General features: G+C 61.2%; 15 protein-coding genes. 5 read left to right on the top strand and 10 right to left on the bottom strand.

Annotation, left to right across the window (positions count from 1 at the left end; translation table 11 throughout):
* Nucleotides 1-92 precede the first annotated feature (92 nt).
* A complete protein-coding gene (locus tag K4043_RS14265) occupies nucleotides 93-1613 on the top strand; it encodes a glucosyltransferase domain-containing protein (protein ID WP_265309699.1) in 1521 nt (506 codons plus the stop codon).
* 6 nt (nucleotides 1614-1619) lie between these two features.
* Here the strand turns inward: K4043_RS14265 and K4043_RS14260 are convergent, their stop codons facing one another.
* From K4043_RS14260 to K4043_RS14225, 8 genes are all read right to left on the bottom strand, one after another.
* Nucleotides 1620-2744: an acyltransferase gene (locus tag K4043_RS14260; RefSeq protein WP_265309698.1), complete on the bottom strand. Its 1125-nt coding sequence runs from the start codon at nucleotides 2742-2744 to the stop codon at nucleotides 1620-1622.
* Between the two features lie 3 nt (nucleotides 2745-2747).
* Nucleotides 2748-3137 carry a GtrA family protein gene (locus K4043_RS14255; protein ID WP_265309697.1) on the bottom strand — a complete coding sequence of 130 codons (390 nt, stop codon included), beginning with the start codon at nucleotides 3135-3137 and terminating at the stop codon, nucleotides 2748-2750.
* Between the two features lie 2 nt (nucleotides 3138-3139).
* Complete coding sequence (locus tag K4043_RS14250; protein WP_265309696.1) at nucleotides 3140-4072, bottom strand: WxcM-like domain-containing protein; 933 nt, start codon at nucleotides 4070-4072, stop codon at nucleotides 3140-3142.
* Nucleotides 4072-5028, bottom strand: a complete 957-nt coding sequence (locus K4043_RS14245; protein WP_265309695.1) for a glycosyltransferase family 2 protein — start codon at nucleotides 5026-5028, stop codon at nucleotides 4072-4074. Before K4043_RS14245 ends, K4043_RS14250 begins: the two co-directional genes overlap by 1 nt.
* Nucleotides 5013-6116 (bottom strand): DegT/DnrJ/EryC1/StrS family aminotransferase, encoded by a 1104-nt coding sequence (locus K4043_RS14240; protein ID WP_265309694.1) that lies wholly within the window; start codon nucleotides 6114-6116, stop codon nucleotides 5013-5015. Before K4043_RS14240 ends, K4043_RS14245 begins: the two co-directional genes overlap by 16 nt.
* 196 nt (nucleotides 6117-6312) lie before the next feature.
* Nucleotides 6313-7251 (bottom strand): electron transfer flavoprotein subunit alpha/FixB family protein, encoded by a 939-nt coding sequence (locus tag K4043_RS14235; RefSeq protein ID WP_265309693.1) that lies wholly within the window; start codon nucleotides 7249-7251, stop codon nucleotides 6313-6315.
* Nucleotides 7251-7997: an electron transfer flavoprotein subunit beta/FixA family protein gene (locus K4043_RS14230; RefSeq protein ID WP_265309692.1), complete on the bottom strand. Its 747-nt coding sequence runs from the start codon at nucleotides 7995-7997 to the stop codon at nucleotides 7251-7253. The genes K4043_RS14235 and K4043_RS14230 overlap by 1 nt, the downstream gene beginning before the upstream one ends.
* Before the next feature lie 144 nt (nucleotides 7998-8141).
* Nucleotides 8142-9641, bottom strand: coding sequence for a hypothetical protein (locus K4043_RS14225; protein WP_265309691.1), 1500 nt, complete (start codon nucleotides 9639-9641; stop codon nucleotides 8142-8144).
* Nucleotides 9642-9998: 357 nt separating this feature from the next.
* Between K4043_RS14225 and rfbB the strand changes: the two genes are divergently transcribed.
* The 4 genes from rfbB to rfbD are packed head-to-tail and all read left to right on the top strand — an operon-like array spanning nucleotide 9999 to nucleotide 13409.
* Complete coding sequence (gene rfbB / locus K4043_RS14220) at nucleotides 9999-11054, top strand: dTDP-glucose 4,6-dehydratase (RefSeq protein ID WP_265309690.1); 1056 nt, start codon at nucleotides 9999-10001, stop codon at nucleotides 11052-11054.
* Between the two features lie 14 nt (nucleotides 11055-11068).
* A complete protein-coding gene (gene rfbA, locus K4043_RS14215; RefSeq protein ID WP_265309689.1) occupies nucleotides 11069-11956 on the top strand; it encodes a glucose-1-phosphate thymidylyltransferase RfbA in 888 nt (295 codons plus the stop codon).
* Nucleotides 11953-12510: a dTDP-4-dehydrorhamnose 3,5-epimerase gene (gene rfbC / locus K4043_RS14210; protein ID WP_265309688.1), complete on the top strand. Its 558-nt coding sequence runs from the start codon at nucleotides 11953-11955 to the stop codon at nucleotides 12508-12510. Before rfbA ends, rfbC begins: the two co-directional genes overlap by 4 nt.
* Nucleotides 12507-13409: a dTDP-4-dehydrorhamnose reductase gene (gene rfbD / locus K4043_RS14205; RefSeq protein WP_265309687.1), complete on the top strand. Its 903-nt coding sequence runs from the start codon at nucleotides 12507-12509 to the stop codon at nucleotides 13407-13409. Before rfbC ends, rfbD begins: the two co-directional genes overlap by 4 nt.
* Before the next feature lie 135 nt (nucleotides 13410-13544).
* Here the strand turns inward: rfbD and K4043_RS14200 are convergent, their stop codons facing one another.
* Nucleotides 13545-14948 (bottom strand): mannose-1-phosphate guanylyltransferase/mannose-6-phosphate isomerase, encoded by a 1404-nt coding sequence (locus K4043_RS14200; RefSeq protein WP_265309686.1) that lies wholly within the window; start codon nucleotides 14946-14948, stop codon nucleotides 13545-13547.
* A 15-nt stretch (nucleotides 14949-14963) separates the two neighbouring features.
* A complete protein-coding gene (locus K4043_RS14195; protein WP_265309685.1) occupies nucleotides 14964-16313 on the bottom strand; it encodes a phosphomannomutase in 1350 nt (449 codons plus the stop codon).
* Nucleotides 16314-16352: the final 39 nt, after the last annotated feature.

Raw genomic sequence — 16352 nt, 5'->3', positions numbered from 1 at the left:
AATCCAGCCAGGTCTGTATACTCCCGCCCGAGGCTTGCGGGCAGCTGACCAGCTGCCTGCACATTCGTGGTTTGAGATCAGGGGTCTAGTGAATGCGATATGTTCTTGCCATGCGGTCCGCGATGGGGTCCGTTCCGCTGTCTGAGCTGATGCGCGGACTGTGGGGACTTTGCGCCGCTGTAGCGGTTGCGTGCATTCTTGCGCGTCTGCCGTTCCTCATCGCCCCTGGCTTGTCCATCGACTCTTATTCCAACCTGGACGGTTGGCCGCCGATGGAACGTTTCGTAAGCCAGGGCCGCTTTGGGCAGTTCTTGATCTTCCAGGCGATGCAGGGGATGGGTGTAGATCCAGAGACCTTTGCCACGTTTTTCCAAGGTGTTGGGCTGATCTGCTTTGCCTTCACTGCTCCACTCTTCTTCGCTGCGTTCGACAAACCCTGTGAGACAAAAGCGTCTGTTGTTTGTCTTCCTGCGCTGCTGTTGGTGCTGCATCCCTTTCAGGCGGAAATCCTGACATTCTCCGAAGCGTCCTTCTCTGCGCTGCTGGCGATTGCGATGGGCATCGCTGCAGTCTTCATCACTGCCCGCGCCCTGCACTTATGGTGGTTAGGCTGCGTGCTGCTGGTCGTCGCACTTTCAATGTACCAGCTCGTATTGAACTACGTCGGCATCATGGTGCTGCTTGGGCTTGTAAGAGCGTGTCTCGACGGGCCAGATGTTGATCGCCCACGTTGGCGGAACTATTTGCCGGTGGCCGCAGCCGGTGTAACCGCCGCGCTGGCTGTCGTTCTCTACCTGATCGTCAATAAGCTGTTCATCTCTGTGCTTGGAGTGCCGGTCGATCAGCGTGGCCAGATGATCTCTCTCGATCAGCTGGGCGCCCGAATCGGTGAGATTCGGGAGCTGGCAAAGTGGGTGTTTTCCCATCCTCTTCTTATACCAACCGCGTCTGCCGTTCGAACCGCGTTCTGGGCCATGGTCATCAGTGGCTGGGTAGTTGTGTGCTGGTTGCTCTTGCGCAGCTGGCGCAGGGAAACGCCAATAGCGTTGCTGGTGGTGCTGATCTCACCGTTGGTTGGCTTGGGCGTTGTAGCGGTGGGTGCGACTTGGTGGCCTGTGCCGCGGGTGCTGGGCGGCCTTGTGGCGCTCTTCGCCGCGGGCTGCTTCTGGATGTGCATGTACGCAAGGAACAGCGCTACCCGTGCCTCGGTCTGCCTGCTGGCAGGCCTCCTGCTGATCTCTTCGATTGCCATCGGTCATCGTATCCACAACGACCAACGGCAATTGAATACCTTTGACTCGTTCCTGGCGGAGCAAATCATGGTGTCACTGAGGGGGCTTGACGGATACACCGAGCAGACACCGATTGCAGTGGCGAATACGAAGATGCGCTGGACACACGGCGTTCCCCTTGCGACCACCTGGATGGACATGAACATCTCCGCCTTCTACGTATCCAGCGCGGTACCAGCCCGGATGACCCTTTCCACGGGCCGTAAGCTGAACTTCCGGCAGGCGAGTGAGGAGGACGTTGCTGCATGCGCAAATGCTCCTGCTTGGCCCGAAGGCGGATTCGTGTCAATGCAGGCGGGCGGCGCACTCGTGTGCCTCTGAGTTCACTTACGAGCGTCCAGGCTCCTCGACAACGCGCGCCTTGGGCATGCTGGACCTGACGTGTAGCACACGCAGCAGTATCGTCCTAGCCGGTACTTCGATAATCAGGTGAAGGCCAATACTCGCACTGATTGCCGCAAGTAGCACGGTCGCCTGTGCGACGTGAAGGCCGAATGCTTCGATCAGGGGGGGCTGAAGCACAAGTTTGAAATAGTACTGGTGAATCAGGTAGAAGGCGAACGAAGCTTCGCCCAAAAGGATCGGGATGCGCCACCGTATCCCGGCGCCGAGTTGCTCAAGACGCGCAAGCGCCACTACAGCGATCACGAACATCGCCGCATACGGCATGACCCGAATCAGCGGTGCCTTCTCTTGAATTCCCATTGTGACAACTACTGTTGCTGTGGTGAGCAGCAACACTCCCGTCCAGATCCCTTGGCTTCTCCATAGGTTGTGGCGGGCTACCAGCACGAAGCTGCCGATTCCCGCGATGAACTCGCCTAACCGGATCAATGGCGAGCGGTACAGCCACCGATGCGAGCTGTCAGGGCTCGAGGACCCAAGTGCCGCCAACTCCGGCTTGAACTCGAAGTACAGTGCCGCGATTGTTGGAATGAGCAATCCGCAGATGATCAGCACCGGCCCCAGCCATCTGCTGCGAAACGGCCCAACGGCAGCGGCAATAAACGGAAAGGTCAGATAGAAGAAGAGTTCTACCGATAGAGTCCACGCTACGGCCAGAAGTGCGAACGAGACATTGACGTTCCCGCTCCAGGCTTGGGTGAAGGTCAGATACGCCCAAAGACGAGGATCGCCTTCCTGAGCGGCTTTTATGATGAACGGGGCTGACGCGAGCAGCCAGAGTGGGAGAATGCGTGCACCGCGCTTCCAATAGAACGCGAGCGTTGATCCGAGACTCATTGTAGACAGCCGGTCCAGATTCGAGGCGGCGAGCACGAAGCCGCTTAGAACGAAAAAGAACGAGACGCCTACATGCCCATTGGATGCGAAGTTCCGAAGGAAGTCGCCCGGCATGGAAGCATACTCAATGGCGGACGAATGATGGACGTAGACCAGAAGCGCAGCAATGAAGCGGGCGGCAGTCAGATTGTTGAGCCGTTGGTTTTCCATGCATCAAGCGCGAGGATTCGCGCGCTTGGCGGAAAGCACAAGTTTCGTCAGTACATACGACAGCGGCAAGGTGGCGCAGATTGAAAGGAGTGGTGCGATCGTCTTGTTGATGCCAAATCCAGACACCGCAGCGTGCAGGACGATCGCGCCCGCCAGGTAAGTAATCAGGTAAACCAGCGGAAACAGCAGCAGCTTGCGCAGGCTGTGCTGCGCGCGGAAGACAAATCGGGTGTTGATCAGATAGCTAAGCAGGATTCCAGAGGCAAAGCTGATCGCATAGGCAATGCGGTAGTCCATGATCAGTAGCAACAACCAGTAAAGCACGAACGTGCTGCCGGTGTTGAGTGCACCGCCCGCGAGGAAGCGGGCGATGGTTGGAAGCGACGCGTGCAATGCTAGGTCGCTGCAGCAGCGGCCAGGCTGATGAATTCGTCGTACTGCCTAATGTACTCATCGCCGTCGTAATTTTCGGAGGCAAAGACCAGCAGAACGGCGCCAGGGGAGTACTGGTACTGCGTGCCCCAGATCATCGGGGGAAGGTGTAGGCCTACGCTTGGCGAATCCAAGATGAATTCATCACGGCGCGTGCCGTCGTCCGCGAGAACCCGAACGCTGCCTTTGACGCAGATCAGGAACTGATGGCAGATCCGATGCGCGTGTTCGCCGCGGGTTTCCTGGCTGGGAACATCGAAGACAAGGAAGTACCGCTTCGGCTCGAAGGGCAGGTCCTTCGAGAACTCACCGACCGAAAGTGCGCCTCGGAGGTCCTGATAGCGAGGGAGCTTATGCAGCTTCACGCCTGCAACCGAACTAACCCCCGCTTCGTCCGCAGACGCCTTCGGGACACGACCCTGGGAGTGGCCATCGGTCACATACCCGACGATTCGCGCGGGATTGCCCACGACAATCGCGTTCGGCGGTACCGAGCGGGTGATGACCGCGCCAGCGCCGACCATAGCGCCGCTGCCGATCCGAATTCCGGGCAGGATCGTGGCATTTGCTCCAATGGAAGCGCCAGCCTCCACGAATGTCTCCGGATACGCCTCGGGGTGCTGACGGGAGCGGGGGAACCGGTCATTTGTGAACGTCGCATTTGGGCCCACGAATACGTCGTTAGCCAGTCTTACACCGTCCCACAGCTGTACCCCGCACTTAACGGTGACGCGGTCGCCAACAACGACGTTGCCTTCAACGAATACGCCATCGCAGATATTGCAGTCCTCACCGATCACGGCTCCGGGCAGCACATGCGCAAAGGCCCAGATTCGGGTGCCTTTGCCGATGCTCTCCGATTCACAAAGTGAATTGGGATGGCAGAAGTAGTTCATCAGTCGCGCTCCGTGAAGGTTTCCAGAGATTGCAGAATGGAAAGAGGGCGTGCCTTGGTGTTCTCGAACGTGCGCCAAGCATAAGCACCCACGACGCCCAGCCCCAATGAGTTCAAGGCACCAAAGAACAGAATGGCTACCATCGTCCCGGCGTAGCCGGGCACGGCAACCAGACCGGAAATCTTCGCAGCGAGAATGAGCATTGAAAGGCCAACGCCTGCCCCAAGTGACAGCACGCCAATACCCATGAGCAGCCGAATCGGAAGGTCGGTAAACGAGAAGACGCTGTCGGACAAGTAGCGCAGCTTCTTCTTGAACGTCCACGCGCTCTTTCCGTGTTCACGGCGAAGCCGTCGGTAAGGGACGAACTGGCGTCGCCCTCCCAGCCAGAACAGTTGGGCCAGAAGGCTCGTGTTGCTTTCCTTCAACTGAAGCAAGCGGTCACGCATCAAATGGGTGACGGCGAAAATATCCACGCCTCCCTTCGGAATATCCGGCATGACGAAGCGCCGATACAGCGCCCAGAATGCTTCCGATGCCAGCTTAGAGAGGCCTGGATCATCTCGCGACTCCCGGACTCCCATCGCGATGTCCTTGTCACCAGCCGCGAGTGTCTTGAAAAGCTCAAGCACCAGTTCCGGAGGTTCCTGGAGATCGGCTGCCATGACGGCGATGATAGAGCTCTTGGCGTGCTCCAACCCGACTCGGATCGCCGAGAACGCACCGAAATTCCTGGACAAGGCAATCAGCTGCGAATCAAATCCGACGCTCGGCAGTTGCTCACGGAGCCGCGCATAGCTTTGATCCGGGCTGCCGTCTACGACGAAAACCGCCTCGAACGGTACCTGGGCACTCGCCTTTATGGATGCCAGTGCAGCGATGAGCTTGGCAATGGACTCTTCGTTACCGTATACCGGGACAACGACAGTCAGCGTCGGATTTAGAAGCTGTTGCATGCTTCAATCACGCGATCTACTTCCACGTCGGTAAGCTCAGGGAAGCAGGGCAGCGTAATCACCTCAGTGCAGTCAAGCTCCGTGACAGGTAGCTCTAGGTCCGCGTAGCGCCCCCCATGGCAGGGCTGACGATGGTCTGGAATCGGGTAGTGAATGTCGGTCTGGATGCCCAGGCTCGCAAGGTGCTGCTGGAGCGCGCTCCGGGCCTCACTCCGCAAGACGTACAGGTGTGCAACATAGGATGCGCCACTGCTTTGGTTGACACGAATCTTCGGATTCTTGATGCCAGAGCTGTAGCGCAGTGCGACCTCTCGGCGGCGTTCGTTCCACTGATCCAGATGCGGAAGCATCAGCAGCAGCATGCTTGCTTGGATTTCATCCAGCCGGCTGTTGCGACCGCCAGCCAAGCCGTTGGTGTACTTCTGGGTCCAGCCGTACTGACGCAGCATACGCACCCGCTCTGCAAGGTCCTCTCGACGAGTAACCACGGCACCGCCATCGCCCAGGGCACCCAGATTCTTAGTGGGATAGAAGCTGAAGCTTGCGATGTCGCCAAAGGAACCCGCCAGGCCCCCGCTGTTACGCGCGCCATGTGCCTGCGCGCAATCTTCTATCAGACCAGCGCCATGAGAGCGGCAAAGTGCCGCAATTGATTTAATCGCTGCAAGTTGCCCGTACAGATGGGTGACGATGACTGCCTTGATGACTCCAAGGCCGAAGGCAGCCTCCAGTTTTGCGGGATCCATGGTTGCCGTCTCGGCCAACACGTCAATGAAGACTGGCTCAGCACCGCACGCCAGAGCGGCCGAGGTGCCGTACATGGCGGCGTTGGCGACAACCGCGACGCGATCGCCCGTTGAAATCCCGAGCGAGCGCAAGGAGAGTTCGAGCGCATCGGTACCGTTGGCAACGCTGATGCAGTGTTCCACGCCGCAGTAATTGGCAAATGCAGATTCGAACGATCGTACATTTGGGCCTAGGACAAAATAGCCACTTCCAACCACCTCGGTCGCCGCCGCCGCGAGTGCATCCTTCAAAGGTTCAATATGACGTGACAGGGAGTTGACTGGAATGGCTTCAGGCGGCATTGGGATGGAATCTGCGTTGGATGGGGATGAATCGTCTGGGGAATCCAGAAGGGGGCGGGCGCTGAACGGACCTGTAGCAGTCGGTCAATCGCCAAAGACACAGGAATTGTACTCACTCCTGGTGGCTAGCCCCAATGCAGGCAAGGGAAAATTTGCGGTCGGTTGCCATCCGAGTGCGAATGGCAACCGTGCATCATCAAAGAGCTGCTTCCAGCTCCGGGAGCAGGGTGAACAAGTCACCCACCAACCCGATATCGGCGATCTCGAAGATCGGCGAATCCGGATCCTTGTTGATCGCCACGATCGTACCGGCGTCCTTGATGCCGGTCAGATGCTGGATCGCACCGCTGATACCCACGGCCACGTACAGCTCCGGCGAGATGATCTTGCCGGTCTGGCCGACCTGCAGATCACTCGGCACGTAGCCGGCATCCACGGCGGCGCGCGAGGCGCCGACGGCGGCACCGAGCTTGTCGGCCAGCTGGAAGATCACCTTGAAGTTCTCTTCCGAGCCCACGCCACGGCCACCCGAGACCACGCGCTTGGCACTCTGAAGGTCCGGGCGGTCGGTCGCACCGGCGGCCAGGCCGACGAAGCGGGTGTGGCTCGGCAGGGCCGCATCGACGCTGGCCGCTTCCACGGCAGCGCTGCCGCCCTTGGCGGCTTCCGGCCAGGAGGCCGCACGCACGGTGGCGACCACGATCTGGTCGGCCGGCACGTCCACGGTGATGATCGCGTTGCCCGCGTAGATCGGGCGCTTGAAGCTGTGGCTGCCTTCGACGGTCATCAGGTCCGAGACCTGGTTGACGCCCAGCAGGGCGGCCACGCACGGCATCAGGTCCTTGCCGAAAGTGGTCGAGGGGCCGAACACGTGGGTGTAGCCGGTGGCCAGCTGCGCGATCTGCGGGGCCAGCACCTGGGCCAGCGCCTGGGCGTTGGCGGCATTGGTCACGGTCAGCACCTTGGTCACGCCGGCCAGCTGAGCAGCCTCAGCGGCCACGGCAGCCGGATCGGCGGCAAGCACCAACACGTCGATGCTGGCGCCGCTGATCGCAGCGGCCGCACTCACGGTCTTGGCGGTGGCGGCGTTGAGCTTACCGTCGTGGTGTTCAGCGACAACGAGGATCTTGGTCATTACAGCAACCCCTTCTGCTTGAGTGCGGCGACCAGTTCGGCCGCGTCCTTGACCATCACGCCCTTGCTGCGCTTGACCGGCGCGGCGTACTGGGTGGTCTTGAAGGTATCAGCGGCTTCAACGCCGAGGTCGGCCAGCTGCAGAGTCTCCAGCGGCTTGGCCTTGGCCTTCATGATGTCCGGCAGCTTGATGAAGCGCGGCTCGTTCAGGCGCAAATCGGTGGTGACCACGGCCGGCAGATCGACTTCCAGCGTTTCCAGGCCGGCGTCGACTTCACGGGTGACCGTAGCCTTGCCGTCCGCGATCTCCAGCTTGCTGGCGAAGGTCGCCTGCGGGCGGCCCCACAGCGTGGCAAGCATCTGGCCGGTCTGGTTGGCATCGTCGTCGATGGCCTGCTTGCCCAGGATGACCAGGTCCGGCTGCTCTTTCTCGACCAGCTTGAGCAGGGTGCGCGCGGCCGTGAGCGGCTGGATGGCTTGGTCGGTGACCACGTGGATGGCGCGGTTGGCGCCCATGGCCAGGCCGTTGCGCAGATGCGCCTGGGCATCGGCGGGGGCGATGGTGACAACCACAACCTCGGTGGCGATGCCCTTGTCACGCAGGCGCAGCGCTTCTTCCAGCGCGATTTCATCAAACGGATTGGGTGACAGCTTGACGCCGTCCGTGACCACGCCGGAACCGTCCGGCTTGACCTGAATGCGGACGTTGTAGTCCACCACGCGCTTGTACGCGACGAGGATTTTCATCTGGTACACGATCCTTGGTAGGGCCGGCCGCTGGCCGGCTCGCAAAACTGGAGAACATCCGGCTTCCGGAAAGGCGGCCGGCTCGGGGGTGGGACCACGATTCTAACTGCCCCGGCGTCACCATGCGAATGCGTATGGTGACGCCTACTCAATTTCGCACGCGCTGCCGCCTTCCCCCACTTTCCGGTAGACGTTCCCCCCGAAAGTCCCATACGCCCGGGTGGGGTCCACCTCGACTTCGCCAACCTTTTCATAAAGGCCAGTTGCACGTACGGAAGCATCGACGATATCTGCGCCGGGGAACTCGGTGCGATTGGAGGTCAAAATGACGTCCGGCGAGCAGGCCCGAAGGGTCGCAGATAAGTGGTCCCCGTCCATTTGCCCCTTGATCAGGGCCAGACTTAGGTCGCTCAGCGCGGGCGAAGGGGGGCGAAGATCGGTCAGTGGAAACAGCGGATACATGAAACCACTCACGCTGAGAGTCCCGCCCTGTGGCGCAGCGCCGCGGATCAAGTCAGCTGCGATGAGGTAATTGGTGCCCCCATGCAGTTCTTTACTCCACCCCATCTCAGCCGTGCGCCGAGCCTCCTTCAAGCCAGTGGGCAAAAGGCTGGCCATTTGCCACGCTGGAACAAGCGAAAACGCTGCTGCAACAGCCAGCGCCCCGGTTGCTAACGTTTTCCAGCGTTCGGTCGTCAATGATCTCCATGCCCAAGCGCACAAGCCGGCCATGCCTGGAAGGCATGCGGAAAAATGGTAAGCAAATCCGATCTTTGAAGCAGGCTCGATAAGAGGGAGTAGTGACGCCGCCAGCCAAAACCACGCTCGGCCAGAGACTGCGTGTCTGTGCGTTCCGCAGGCCTGCGGCAGCAATGCCACCACGGCAGCCGCCGTCACGAGAAGCGGAATCCTCGCCATCTGTATGGCTGTGGTGGCTCCGCTCAGAAACAACGCATTCTTCTGGCCTTGGAGTGCGGCAAAGCTGATGGCCGCGTCCTGATAAGACTCAATCAGGCCCGCCAGTCCTCCACGCGCGCTCAACACGACTAAAAGAATGATGACGGCCGCCAACACCGCGCCTAAGCACAGCGCGATCACGTTGCGGATGCCGTGCCGGATCCAGACCGCAACTGCGGCCAGCAGGGCAAAGGGTGCAAACGACTCTCGCAGCAGTACACATGCAGCGACCAGCGCCCCTATCACAGCCCATCTGGATCGCGTAACAGTCTCGGCCTGGGAAAACGACATGGCCAGAAAAAGCGGAATATAGGCTGCGAAAAAGCTGTTCTTGAAGCCGTTCTGAATGAAGGGTCCGGCACTCATCGCGAGCAGAAACGAGGCCGACAAAAGAGCGGCTACGGCGAGGCTGCCGGATTCCCTCGCGAGAATTCTAAATAGCAATAACCCGGCTGCTACGGCTACCAGCAGATCCACGGTCCGCAGGAGGACGAACGGGTTCTCTGGCAGGAAAAACACCCAAGACGTCAGCATCGGGTACAGCATCAGGTAGCCGTCCCCCGGCAAACCTTGGCCGCTGGCCAATGACTCCCCGATACGCATGGCGTAATAAGCGTAATAGCCTTCGTCAGTCAGCGGAAAGCCCGAGAGGCCAGCAATACGCGGCACGGCCACTGCGATGATCACGGTGGCAACTGCAACAAGGGATGCCCATGCGCTCCAGCGTCGAGGATGATCGGGTGGTCGAGCTGGGTTCACGTACAGGATTCCGGGAGGCGAAGTAGCGGTTTTTAAAGACGCGGCGGAGCTTAACAGCGTTGGAACACCGTGGGAAAGGCGCTGACGCGAACTGCATCCTTCGTGTCAGTATTTAACGCAAATGTAACGCATTCCTATCGGTGAGATGAGAGTTTCATGCAGGTTGGGCCTGCGGGCGTGCCTCCGATGTATTCTGTGTCCCCTTTTCTGCGATCCCGTGCATGGCGGCCAACGCTGAAGTCGCACGCGCTTGCTACATCATCGACATAGTTAGGAGAACAGGTAGTGCCCACATGGCTTGTCACCGGCGGTGCCGGATTCATTGGCGGTAATTTCGTGCTGGAAGCCGTCGCCAAGGGCGTGCGGGTCATCAACCTGGACGCGCTGACCTACGCCGGCAATCTGAAGACGCTGGCCCCGCTGGAGGGCAATCCCGACCACGTGTTCGTGCATGGCGATATCGGCGACCGCGATCTGGTGGCACGCCTGCTGGCCGAACACAAGCCCGATGCGGTGCTGAATTTCGCCGCCGAGAGCCATGTGGACCGCTCCATCGACGGCCCCGGCGCCTTCATCCAGACCAACGTGGTCGGCACCTTGGGTCTGCTCGAGGCGGTGCGCGACTATTGGAAGGCGCTGCCGGCAGACAACGGCCAGGCCTTCCGCTTCCTGCATGTCTCCACCGACGAGGTGTACGGCACTTTGGGCGAGACCGGCAAGTTCAGCGAGACCACCCCGTATGCGCCCAACTCGCCGTACTCGGCGTCCAAGGCCGCCTCGGACCATTTGGTGCGTGCGTTCCACCATACCTACGGGCTGCCGGTGCTGACCACCAACTGCTCCAACAACTACGGCCCGTACCACTTCCCGGAAAAGCTTATTCCGCTGGTGATCGCGAAGGCGCTGGCCGGTGAGCCGCTGCCGGTGTATGGCGATGGCAAGCAGGTGCGCGATTGGCTGTTCGTGTCCGACCACTGCGAAGCGATCCGCACCGTGCTGGGCAAGGGCCAGGTCGGTGAGACGTACAACGTGGGCGGCAACTCCGAGAAGGAAAACATCGAAGTGGTGCACGCCATCTGCACCCTGCTCGATGCACGCCGCCCGCGCGAAGATGGTCAGCCACGCAGCAGCCAGATCACCTATGTCGCCGATCGTCCGGGCCATGACCGCCGCTACGCGATCGATGCAAGCAAGCTCAAGGACCAGCTGGGCTGGGAACCTGAGTACACCTTCGATCAGGGCATCGCCTTCACCGTGGACTGGTACCTGGACAACCAGGAATGGGTCAACGGCGTGCTGGACGGCAGTTATCGCCTGCAGCGCATTGGCACTGCGGATTGAATCAAGGACCCAATATGACCCAGCGTAAAGGCATCATCCTCGCCGGTGGTTCTGGCACCCGGCTGTACCCCATCACCAAGGGCGTCAGCAAGCAGTTGCTGCCGGTGTACGACAAGCCGATGATCTATTACCCGCTCAGCGTGCTGATGCTGGCCGGGATCCGCGATGTGCTGATCATCAATACTCCGCACGAGCAAGCGCTGTTCCAGGCACTGTTGGGCGATGGCTCGCAGTGGGGCATGAACATCGAGTACGCCGTACAGCAAAGTCCGGATGGCCTAGCCCAAGCCTACCTGATTGGGCGCGACTTCGTCGGTGGCAAGCCAAGCTGCTTAGTGTTGGGCGACAACATCTTCCACGGACATGGTCTACGCGAAGTGTTGCGAAATGCCGATGAGCGCGATGCGGGTGCAACCGTATTTGGCTATTGGGTAAACGATCCAGAACGGTACGGCGTGGCTGAGTTTGACAAGGACGGCAAAGTCATCGATCTCGTCGAGAAACCGGCCAAGCCGCGATCGAACTACGCTGTCACCGGCTTGTACTTCTACGATGGCAATGCCAGCGACTATGCTGCCGAGCTGAAGCCTTCGCCGCGCGGCGAGCTGGAGATCACCGATCTCAATCAGCGGTACCTGCGTGAGGGAAACCTGCACCTGGAAGCGTTGGGGCGCGGCTATGCCTGGCTGGACACGGGCACGCACCAGTCGTTGCTAGAAGCGTCAAACTTCATCGAGACCATCCAGACGCGTCAGGGCCTGCAGGTCTGCTGCCCGGAAGAGATCGCGTTTGGACAGCGTTGGATCAGCGCCGAGCAACTGGAGGCGTTGGCTGCTCCCCTTATCAAGAATGGGTACGGACAGTATCTGCACACGCTGGCGCAGCGCGGAATCGTTCCTTGAAACTGATCCCGACCAATCTTCCTGGATGCCTGTTGATAGAGCCGGCGGTTTTTGGTGATTCGCGCGGATTCTTCTTCGAAACATGGAACGCCGAGCGCTTCGCCGCCAGCGGCCTGCCAACGCAGTTCGTGCAAAGCAATGTTTCCAGCTCGGCCAAGGGCGTATTGCGAGGCTTGCACTACCAGTGGCCACGCCCGCAGGGAAAGCTGGTCAGCGTACTGGAAGGCGAAGTCTACGATGTTGCCGTCGACATTCGCAGAGGCTCACCGACCTTCGGTCACTGGGCGGCCACTATTCTCAGTGCGGAGAATCGCAGACAGTTCTGGATACCGGAAGGATTCGCACACGGGTTTGTAGTGCTGTCCGAACGCGCGCTGTTCAATTATCTGTGCACTGACGTGTACGTAAAAGACGCGGATGCTGGCATCCGTTGGAATGATGCGGACGTCGCGGTGGACTGGCCAACTAGCGCGCCGACGTTGTCAGCAAAAGATCAAACGGCTCCGTTCCTCAAGGACATCGCTGCAGATCGGCTGCCGGTTTACTCGCCTTGAATCGTGCAACCACCGTGCTAGTGTTCGGTGGGAATGGCCAGCTGGGTTGGGAGCTGATTCGCGCCTTGCGACTTCAGGCGAATGTAGTAGCGACCACGCGCAGTGGTAGCCTCCCCGATGGCGCCCCCTGCGAAGTCGTCGATTTCGACCGGCCGGATGACCTGGTCGACGTGTTGGATCGCGTTCGTCCGGATTGGGTCATCAATGCGGCGGCTTATACAGCCGTAGATCGCGCCGAAGACGATCAAGAGGCCGCATGGCGCGCCAACGCAGAGGCGCCCGGTGTCGTGGCGAGGTGGTGCGCGGCGGCGGGCGTGCCGCTGGTCCACTACTCCACCGATTACGTGTTCGACGGTCAAGGCACCCGCCCGTACTGCGAAGATGATCCTACCCGCCCACTCGGCGTATACGGTGAAAGCAAGCTGGCCGGTGAAAACGCAGTCCGTGCTGCCGCAGGTCGTTATTTCATCTTCCGCACGGCGTGGGTGTACGCATCGCACGGCGTCAATTTCCTGCGCACGATGCTACGGGTGGGCGCTGATCGTGATGTGCTGCGCGTGGTCGCCGATCAGGTGGGCACGCCGACGCCGGCGGCGTTGATTGCCGACGTGACCGTACAAGCACTGCAGCACGATGGCGCGCTGTCGGGTACCTGGCATCTGACGGCCACCGGTGAGACCAGCTGGCACGGTTTTGCCGAGGCCATCTTCACCGAGGCCGTCGCCGCCGGTGTGCTGGCGCGCGCGCCGACCGTCGTGGCGATCACCACTGCCGAGTACCCGACGCCGGCCAAGCGCCCCGCCTATTCGCACCTGGATGTGGCGAAGCTGGAGCAGGATTTCGGTGTCACCCTGCCACGTTGGCAGGACGGCCTGAAGCGGGTCATCGCGGACTGCTGACCGAGGCGTAGAGCCACGCCATGCGTGGCTGACACGGTGTAAGCATACCGGGCAGACCAGCCACGCATGGCGTGGCTCTACCGGCAACAAAAAACCCGGCCTTGGCCGGGTTTTTGTTTATCTGTCTGCCGTCGATCAGGTACGACCGTACGTATCCTCAAACCGCACGATATCGTCCTCGCCCAGATAACTGCCCGACTGTACTTCGATCAGCTCCAGCGGCAGCTTGCCCGGGTTCTTCAGGCGATGGGTCACGCCCAGCGGAATGTAGGTGCTCTGGTTCTCGGTAAGCAGCAGTACTTCCTCGCCACGCGTGACCTCGGCCGTACCGCTGACCACGATCCAGTGCTCGGCGCGGTGGTGGTGCATCTGCAGGCTCAGCGTCGCGCCGGGCTTGACCGTGATGCGCTTGACCTGGAAGCGGGCGCCGTTATCGATCGAATCGTAGGCGCCCCACGGGCGATACACCTTGCGATGCCAGGTCGCTTCGGGACGGCCATCGGCCTTGATCCGTGCGACGACCTGCTTGATTTCCTGCATGCGGTCGCTCTTGCCGACCATGACTGCATCGTCGGTTTCCACCACGATCACGTCATCCAGCCCGACCAGTGCGATCAGCCGCTCGCCGTAGGCAAAGGTGTTGCGGCAGTCGATCGCGATGACGTCGCCGTGGTGCGCGTTGCCATCCCCGTCCTGCTCGGACACGTCGCGCAGTGCCGTCCACGAACCTACGTCGTTCCACCCTGCGTCCAGTGGCACGACCACGGCGTCCGCAGTCTTTTCCATCACCGCGTAGTCGATCGAGTCCGATGGCACCGCAGCGAAGGCTTCTTTGTCCAGACGGGTGAAGTCGCTGTCGCGACGTGCCTGCTGCCATGCCGTTCGGCTGCCAGCGAGCATGGCGGGATGGAATTTCTCCAACTCGGCCAGGAAGCGGGAGGCCTTGAACAGGAACATGCCGCTGTTCCAGAAGTACTCACCCGACTGCACGTAAGCGCTCGCGGTCTCCGCGTCGGGTTTCTCGACAAACCGGTCCACGACGCGGACATCGCCGCCGGAGGCCGCCTTGATGTAGCCGTAGCCGGTTTCCGGGCCGGTCGGCACGATACCGAAGGTCACCAGCTTGCCGGACTCCGCGGCCGGTACCGCGCGCAGCACAGCGGCGCGGAACGCATCCTCATCTGCGATCACGTGATCCGAGGGCAGCACCAGCAGCAGTGCATCATCGCCATCCCGGGTGGCTTCAAGTGCCGCCACCGCGATCGCCGGCGCGGTGTTGCGACCGACCGGCTCCAGCAGGATCGCCTGCGGTTCCACGCCAAGCTGCTGCAGCTGCTCGGCGGCCACGAAGCGATGTTCCTCGTTGGCGACAATCAGCGGCGCACGGCCGGCGATCGGCGCAACGCGCTGCCACGTGGCCTGCAGCATGGTCTGTTCGCCGGCCAGGGCCAGGAACTGCTTTGGGTAGGACTCGCGCGACAGCGGCCACAGGCGGGTGCCGGAGCCACCAGAAAGGATGACGGGAAGAAGAGTCTGCATGGTGGAGGGCTCGCCTCAGGCGTCCTTGATCAACTGGGAGAGCTCATCAGTGCGTGCCCGCAGCAGTGCCGCGTCGCCCCGGGTCTCAACATTCAAACGGAGCAGCGGCTCGGTGTTGGAGCTGCGCAGGTTGAAACGCCAGTCACCAAAATCGGCACTGATCCCATCGGTGTGATCCAGTGACGGCGACTGCGCGGCAAAGTGCTCCATCACGCGGGCGACGGAACGCTTGGCGTCGGTGACCTTGAAGTTGATCTCGCCGCTGCACGGGAATTTCTGCATGCGCGCCTCGACCAGATCGGCCAGCGAGCGGCCAGACTCGGATACCAGTGCCGCAATGAGCAGCCACGGGATCATGCCGGAGTCGGCGTAGGCGAACTCGCGGAAATAATGGTGCGCACTCATCTCGCCGCCATAGACCGCATTTTCCGAGCGCATCTTTTCCTTGATGAAGGCGTGGCCGCTCTTGCACAGCACCGGCTGGCCACCCGCCTCTTCCACCATTTCCACCGTGTTCCAGGTCAGGCGCGGGTCGTGCACGATCTTGCCGCCGGGCTGGCGTGCCAGGATCGCCTGGGCGAGCAGGCCGACCAGGTAATAGCCTTCGATAAAGCGGCCGTTATGGTCAAAGAAGAAGCAGCGGTCGAAATCGCCATCCCAGGCGATACCGAAGTCCGCGCCATGCTCGCGCACGGCCTGCGCGGTGAGCTCGCGGTTTTCCGGCAGCAGCGGATTGGGGATGCCGTTCGGGAAGCTGCCATCGGGCTCATGGCAGATGCGGATGAACTCCAGTGGCAGGTGCGGGGCCAGCAGATCCACGATCGTGCCGGCGCCACCGTTGCCGGCATTGACCACCAGCTTCAGCGGCTTGAGGGCCTTGGGCTCGATGTAGCTCAGCAGATGCGCGATGTAGGCGCTCTTGTCCGGATGCGACTGCAGGCCGGCACGCGGCGGGGCGGCGGGCGCCTGGTCGGCTTCGACCGCGTCGGAGATGGCGAACAGGCCGGTATCGGAGCTGATCGGCCGGGCCTGCTCCTTGACCAGCTTCATCCCGTTGTAATCCATCGGATTGTGGCTGGCGGTGACCATCACGCCCCCCGCGGCCTTCAGATGATCCACCTGGAAGTAGACCTCCTCCGTCCCGCACAGCCCGATATCGAGCACCTCACGGCCGGCGCCGCGAAGGCCAGCAGCCAAGGCATCTTGGAGGGCACCGCTGGTCAGGCGGACATCGTGGCCGACGACCACCGTGCCGGGCGCCAGTTGCGCGGCCAGCGCCACGCCGATACGGCGGGCCAGGTCTTCGTTCAGTTCATCCGGCACGCGGCCGCGGATGTCGTATGCCTTGAATGCGGGGAGCGTCATCTATTCCAGTCCTTCTGACAGTCAGATGATCAGTGTAGC

It is taken from the genome of Stenotrophomonas sp. SRS1 (assembly GCF_026130205.1).
Classification (GTDB): Bacteria; Pseudomonadota; Gammaproteobacteria; order Xanthomonadales; family Xanthomonadaceae; genus Stenotrophomonas; species Stenotrophomonas rhizophila_B.
Note: the sequence above shows the minus strand (reverse complement) of the source record. Positions and strands in the feature narration are given on the sequence as shown.